This window comes from Desulfosporosinus sp. BICA1-9 (assembly GCF_000802135.1).
This window is the reverse complement of record NZ_JUEE01000146.1, coordinates 44,092-50,449: the sequence shown is the minus strand read 5'-3', so window position 1 is coordinate 50,449 and position 6,358 is coordinate 44,092. Positions and strand designations below refer to the sequence as shown.

Sequence of the window (6,358 nt, the reverse complement as noted above, 5' to 3'; positions counted from 1 at the left end):
AGAACAACTCGCAATGGCATGGAAATCAACCCTGTTCTGAGAGAGTTCTACAAGTCAAAATGTGTCAGCAAGAAGAAAAAGGTGGCTCTCGTGGCCGTCATGCACAAACTTCTTCACTACATATTTGCTGTTCTTCGTGACCAAAAGCCCTTTGTGATTAAACGACCTGAAGATCATCAAACTTGGAGGACAACAAAGCCTCAACCAGCAGCTGCTTAAAGGAATAGTTTGGATACGACAGAGCCATTCGGATCGTGTCAAAGGTGATGCGAGGGATACCGGAGGGCGTTAGACCGAGGATATGCTCGCCATCATCCTATTGACACGTGCACTACACCCAAACGCTTGAAGACTGCAAAGTCTCTTTTACTCCAGAGAGTTACCCCAAATTGAAAGAGAGTTTGCTTGGCTAGCGCCGAGCGTCCCGTTTCTCTAGGTGGGCTTCCCAAAAATTAACGTTTAGGTCATTGTTCGGATTTTTCAATGGCTTAGTTTGTTATGCCGTATTTTACAAACCGAAAATTAAAAGAAATAATCAGACAAACTCTTGACTTTTATTAGCTGGTCTATTTCTGCCTGATCTAGTCACGGTCCTTTGATCTATAGAGATTTTCAATGAAACCGATTGGCTACTTCCATAAGGATATCCGAAATATGTTAAGGGAAAAGGTGCAAATTGTGAAAGTTTAATGAGATCGAAGTCGAGATTCTGTGAAATGAAAAGGTGGACTATGTTTAATTTTTAGGGAATTGCCCTAGTAGAGGAAAATGATGAATTTGAATGAGTTATGATCAGTGAATAAACAGTTCGGGAGGTTATGTATGATGCGCCTGGTGATTTTTGATTTTGATGGCACAATCCATCTTGAAGAAACCCCTCGCATCTTCTTGCGGGTCCTAAGCCAAGACAAAGGGATGCGTAAAAAGATCCGTAAGTTCTATATTTCGATGTCTTGGGTATACATATTGTATCGTTTGGGACTTTGCCGTCAATTAGCGATTAGGCGAGTTTTACAGGGTATCGTGAAGATGATGTCTGGGATGAATCAGACGGAAATAGAAGGTTTTTTTGGGCAATGTTTAGAATTGGCAAGAGGTAGTTTTAGTCCCGTGTCTCTTAGCCGGGTCAAGGTTCACCTTGAGTCAGATGATCAAATTTTGCTTCTCTCCGGTGCCTTTTCACAGTTTGTTGGCTCAGTCGCCAGAGATCTGGGTATGAAGTTTTGGCTTGGGACCGAAATTGAGTTGTCGGCTGGTGTTTGTACAGGACGAATAACCTCTATTATGAATGGACCCTCAAAGGTACTGGCGCTGAGAACATTTCTGCAGGAACAAAGGAAGGCAGGCGCAGTTTTTGATATGAGCGAGGCCTATGCCTATGCTGATTCAATCCAGGATCTACCCCTGCTATCCCTCGTTGGACATCCGGTGGCCGTTAATCCGGACCAAGAGCTTCTCAAAGAGGCTAAACTAAGAGGGTGGGAAATAATCAGGGACAGCTCATATCAAGAATAGGCTGTTCAACGACCTGGGAGGTTGGAGATGACGTTGAGCAACGGATTAGAAGGATGACAAGACTGGTTTGATTTAAGAAGATAAAGGCTGGAAGTGAGTACTGTACTTTAGTACAAAAAAGGACGGCATAGCGTCCTTTTTTGTTTTTTATTTCATGCTTAAATTCACATGGAAAATTATTAACAATTTTATAACTTTAAACTTCAAAAAAGACCGTTAGATATTTTTAAATGGAGTTGAAAATATATTAAATGTATTATATAGTGTTCCTGTACAGGAACACTATATAATAGCGGCAATGAAAATGAGTTTAAAGTGTATTGTAAAGTAGATGTGTTTTAACGAAGCTCAAACTTTCCTTTTGGGGGTCATAAAATTAACCTTACATAGGTTAGAAAAAATTAGGAGTATAAACGTTATGGAAATTATAGAGTTACTGATGAATTTCAATCTCACAAAACAGGATGCAACAATTTATCTTACCCTATTATCAGAAGGTGATCTTACAGGTTATGAAGTGGCAAAATTCACGGGCATTTCACGTTCAAATACTTACATCGCCCTTGCGGGTTTAGTTGAGAAGGGGGCTGCACATGTGATTGAGGGTAATGCAGCACGCTATACTCCCGTGCCAGTTGATGAGTTTTGTGATAATAAAATCAGAAATTTGCAGGAGATAAGATTAAGCCTCATAAGAAATATGCCCAAACAACGAGAAGAAAACGAAGGGTACATTACTATAAAAGGGAACCGGAATATTATCAATAAAATAACCAAAATGCTCATTGAAGCTGAGAAGAGGGTTTATATTTCACTATCAGGTCAAACCTTAGATATAATTAAGCCACAGTTAAATCAAGCAGTGTCCAGAGGTCTTAAAGTTGTAATCCTTACGAATCCGCCTTTTGAACTTAACGGTGCTACAATTTATCACGTGGAAAAAACCCAGCATCAGATAAGACTTATTGTCGACTCTGCAAATGTACTTACAGGGGATATTATTGATGATGATAGTGCAACTTGTCTTTATTCAAAAAAGCAAAACCTGATTGATTTGTTTAAGGAGTCGTTAACCAATGAAATAAGACTAATAGAGCTAATGAAATGAGATTAATCAATGCTGTATTTATTTTTGTGCACAATGTAGTAAAAACGGAGGTAACACAATGAAAAAAACATTTGTGAATTTAGAGCAATTAAAGGAAATAGTAGAAAAATACCCAACACCTTTCCATCTGTATGATGAAAAAGGTATACGAGAAAATGCTCGCAGATTAAAGCAGGCATTTTCATGGAACAAGGGCTTTAAGGAGTATTTTGCAGTTAAAGCTACGCCAAATTTAACAATCTTAAAAATCCTCAAAGAGGAGGGCTGTTATGTAGACTGTTCAACATTAACTGAACTTCTGATGGCTGATACCGTGGGATTTAATGGAGATGAAATAATGTTTTCGGCAAACGTAACGCCTAAAGAAGATTTTGTGCTGGCACGCAAACTCAACGCCATAATTAACTTAGACGATCTTACAGATATTGATTTTTTAGAGAATGTCGCAGACATTCCGGATACAATTAGTTGCCGATATAATCCAGGCGGTACATTTGCTTACAATAACGTGATCATGGATACCCCTGGTGAAGCAAAATATGGTTTTACCTTCGAGCAATTAATCGAAGGTTTTAGAAAACTTCAAAACAAAGGGGTAAAGCATTTCGGGTTGCACGCCTTTTTAGCAAGCAACACCGTCGACAATAACTACTATCCTGTACTTGCTAAAATGTTGTTTGAAACAGCGGTCGTTTTAAACCGAGAAACGGGAGTACACATTGCTTTTATTAATCTTTCGGGAGGCATTGGTATCCCATATCACCCAGAGCAGCAGCGGGCTGATATTTTTTTGATCGGTGAGGGTGTTCGCAAGGCATATGAGGAGGTTCTTGTTCCAGCGGGAATGGGCGATGTTGCGATATACACTGAGCTTGGAAGGTTTATGTTGGGGCCTTATGGCTGTCTTGTTACAACTGTAATCCACGAAAAGCACATCTACAAGGAATATGTTGGAGTCGACGCCTGTGCGGCAAACCTTATGCGTCCTGCAATGTACGGTGCCTATCATCATGTTACTGTTATGGGTAAAGAAAATGAGCCGTGCAGCTACAAATATGATATTACCGGCGGTTTGTGTGAGAATAACGATAAATTTGCTATTGACCGAATGCTGCCTAAAATTGAGCTTGGCGACTTAATTGTAATTCATGACACTGGAGCACATGGCTTTGCGATGGGTTATAACTACAATGGTAAACTGCGGTCTGCTGAAGTTTTGTCAAAAGAGGACGGTTCAACAGAATTGATACGACGCGCGGAAACACCGGCTGATTATTTTGCAACGTTTAACTTTTAGGCTTATCACCTAGAGATATAACTCTGTCGCCACTCAACAGCATACTTTCCAACAATGAGCAAGAATTCACGAAGTGCAGGAGAAATCCACTTTTTTCTGTGATAGGCGATTTGGGTAGCGAGTCGCTGCTGTCGATCATCCCAGGCCAGTAGCATCAGTTTACCCTCCCGCACCTCATTTTGCACTGTGATAAGTGGAAGAAAAGAAAGGCCAAGTCCAGACATAACGCAGTTCTTAATTGCCTCAATGCTCCAGAACTCAAGGTCAGGATTAGGAAATATTCCGTGGCTGTTAAGATGCTGTTCAAAGAGTGTACGGTAGGTGCACCCCGGCTCGGTGTGAAGTATCGTTTCGTCTTTTAAGTGGGTAGGTTCAACATATTCATAGGGAACAAGCGGATGGCCAGGTGGTGAAACGAGCGCCATTTTTTCATGTACGAGAGTTTCAATGTACAGATCCCGGTCTTCTGTCTCGGGTTGAAGCAGGAAAGCAAGATCCAGCTCTCCCGAACGGATCAGGTCATGCAATTCCCAGCATACGCCGGGCTTCAATATGATTTTAACGTCTGGATAACGGTTTTTGTATTCTCGAATTATCTCTGGCAAGCGAAAGGCTGCTAGGGATTCGGGAGCCCCTATCGTCAGCGTACCAGAAATAGCAGTATCCGACCGCATTGCGTCTAATGCCAAGTTATGCATTTTAGTAATTTCCTGGGCGTACGGCAGAAGTCGCTGACCTGCATCGGTAAGGATATTCTTTTTGCCTAACCTGTCAAAAAGAGGAGTTTCAAGTTCTGCTTCAAGCGCCTGGATTTGCGCCGTTACGCTTGATTGGGCGTATCCCAGCAAATTGGCGGCGCGGGTAAAACCACCAACCTTGACCACGGCTATAAACGTAAATAATTGACGCAATTCCAATCCCAATCTCCCCTTACCATCGGCTATAGCGATGTATATTATCGAAATCTTTCGTTTCTCAGATGGCACCATTATCTGATACTATTAGAGGAAATACAAGGGAGACAGGAGCAAAAGGTATGGAAAATCAAAATCGACTGAAAGGTACTATCGGCCTGCCGCAAGCGATAGCCCTATATATCGGAGCTGTACTCGGCTCGGGTGTACTCATCGTGCCTGGACTGGCTGCCGAGATTGCCGGTCCGGCTTCCCTTCTGGCGTGGGGGCTTATGACGTTATTAGTATTACCTCTGGCACTGACCATGGGGTTGCTATCGGCAAAGTTTCCGAATGCCGGCGGTGTCTCTCATTTTGTCACATTAGCCTTCGGAACAAAGGCTGGAACGCTTGTTGGCTGGTTTTTTCTCATGTCTGTACCGATTGGCGCACCTGTGGCTGCACTAACAGGAGCTGGCTATATGACAGTTGCCATGGGCTGGGGTGACAGTGCGAGGGTGGCTCTAGCGGCAGGAATGCTTGCAGTCGGTCTATTAACCAACCTTTTCGGTATGAAAGTGGTAGGGCAAGTTCAAATTTCCGTTGTGCTGGCAATTGTTGCCGTGCTGGTGCTAGCAATCATAGGTTCCGTACCTCATATTGAGTCCTCAAATTTTACGCCTTTTATGCCGAATGGCTGGGTGAGTGTCGGGCAGGCGGCCGCTATTTTATTCTGGTGTTTTATCGGCTGGGAGGCGGTTTCCCATTTATCTGAAGAATTTTTAGATCCGCAGCGAGCAGCGGTAAAAGGGGTAACCATTGCCGCTGTCATTGTTGGGTTACTGTATTTTCTCACAGCATTTGCTACAGTTGGAACACACAGTTACCATACCGCCGGATCGGATGCCTCGCTTGTTTTGATCATAAGTAAACTACTCGGACCTGGAGGGGCTTTGGTTGCCGGATTCTCAGGTATGTTCATCTGTACTGCCACCATTATCGCTTATACGGGTGCAACTTCTCGCTTGGCGTATGCCTTAGCACGAAAAGGAGACGCTCCAGGCTGGATGGGTATTTTGTCTTCACGATATAGTACACCAATAGGGGGGATTGCTTTTCTTGCCTTGTGCTTTATTGCCGTGCTTTTCCTGTACGGCAGCGGGGCGATATCCCTAATAACTCTGCTTCAGATTCCCAACGCAACGTTTATTCTTACCTATCTTGGCGGATGTGCAGCAGGAATCCGGCTGCTAAAAGGCAGTTCCTTAGGAGTAGGCATTAGCTGGCTGTCCTTTCTTTCAACAGCTGTGATTTTTCCGTTTGTCGGTTGGGCGGTTTTGTATCCACTGGTCATTATAGGTTTTTGGATTACCCGACAGGTAAGGGAGAAAAATACTTTGTTGTATAAGTTCCTTAATTGAACAGGATTCAATCTTTATTGCCCTGGCTAACTAATAGTTAGATCGTGTGGAAACATACGATTGATAAGACGGGAATGGTCCTTTATGTACTTAAGAAAGCCGGGGAATTTCTTTTATATAATGG

Annotated in this window: 5 protein-coding genes and 1 pseudogene; 5 read left to right on the top strand and 1 reads right to left on the bottom strand. The window is 42.8% G+C overall.

Features of this window, described 5'->3' with window-relative positions:
* The 4 genes and pseudogenes from JL57_RS18300 to JL57_RS18285 all read left to right on the top strand — a co-directional run.
* Positions 1 to 219, top strand: a pseudogene (locus JL57_RS18300) (IS110 family transposase); the annotation flags it as partial.
* 603 nt (positions 220 to 822) lie between these two features.
* Positions 823 to 1,515 carry an HAD family phosphatase gene (locus tag JL57_RS18295; protein WP_034143411.1) on the top strand — a complete coding sequence of 231 codons (693 nt, stop codon included), beginning with the start codon at positions 823 to 825 and terminating at the stop codon, positions 1,513 to 1,515.
* A gap of 418 nt (positions 1,516 to 1,933) precedes the next feature.
* A complete protein-coding gene (locus JL57_RS18290; protein ID WP_034143410.1) occupies positions 1,934 to 2,623 on the top strand; it encodes a TrmB family transcriptional regulator in 690 nt (229 codons plus the stop codon).
* 58 nt (positions 2,624 to 2,681) lie between these two features.
* The gene (locus JL57_RS18285) at positions 2,682 to 3,920 is read left to right on the top strand and encodes a diaminopimelate decarboxylase (protein ID WP_034143409.1); all 1,239 of its coding nucleotides are present in this window, start codon (positions 2,682 to 2,684) and stop codon (positions 3,918 to 3,920) included.
* A 5-nt stretch (positions 3,921 to 3,925) separates the two neighbouring features.
* On the opposite strand, the gene JL57_RS18280 is transcribed toward JL57_RS18285, so the two are convergent.
* Entirely contained in the window at positions 3,926 to 4,837 is a 912-nt protein-coding gene (locus JL57_RS18280; protein WP_034143408.1) for a LysR family transcriptional regulator, read from the bottom strand.
* Between the two features lie 119 nt (positions 4,838 to 4,956).
* Here JL57_RS18280 and JL57_RS18275 point away from each other — a divergent pair, with 119 nt between their 5' ends.
* Positions 4,957 to 6,234 carry an amino acid permease gene (locus JL57_RS18275; protein ID WP_034143407.1) on the top strand — a complete coding sequence of 426 codons (1,278 nt, stop codon included), beginning with the start codon at positions 4,957 to 4,959 and terminating at the stop codon, positions 6,232 to 6,234.
* Positions 6,235 to 6,358 lie beyond the last annotated feature (124 nt).

What these genes read in the sequence shown, in the direction of transcription:
- JL57_RS18295 (WP_034143411.1), top strand. Translation starts at nt 823, where the DNA reads ATGATGCGCCTGGTGATTTTTGATTTTGATGGCACAATCCATCTTGAA.
- JL57_RS18285 (WP_034143409.1), top strand. Translation starts at nt 2,682, where the DNA reads ATGAAAAAAACATTTGTGAATTTAGAGCAATTAAAGGAAATAGTAGAA.
- JL57_RS18275 (WP_034143407.1), top strand. Translation starts at nt 4,957, where the DNA reads ATGGAAAATCAAAATCGACTGAAAGGTACTATCGGCCTGCCGCAAGCG.
- JL57_RS18290 (WP_034143410.1), top strand. Translation starts at nt 1,934, where the DNA reads ATGGAAATTATAGAGTTACTGATGAATTTCAATCTCACAAAACAGGAT.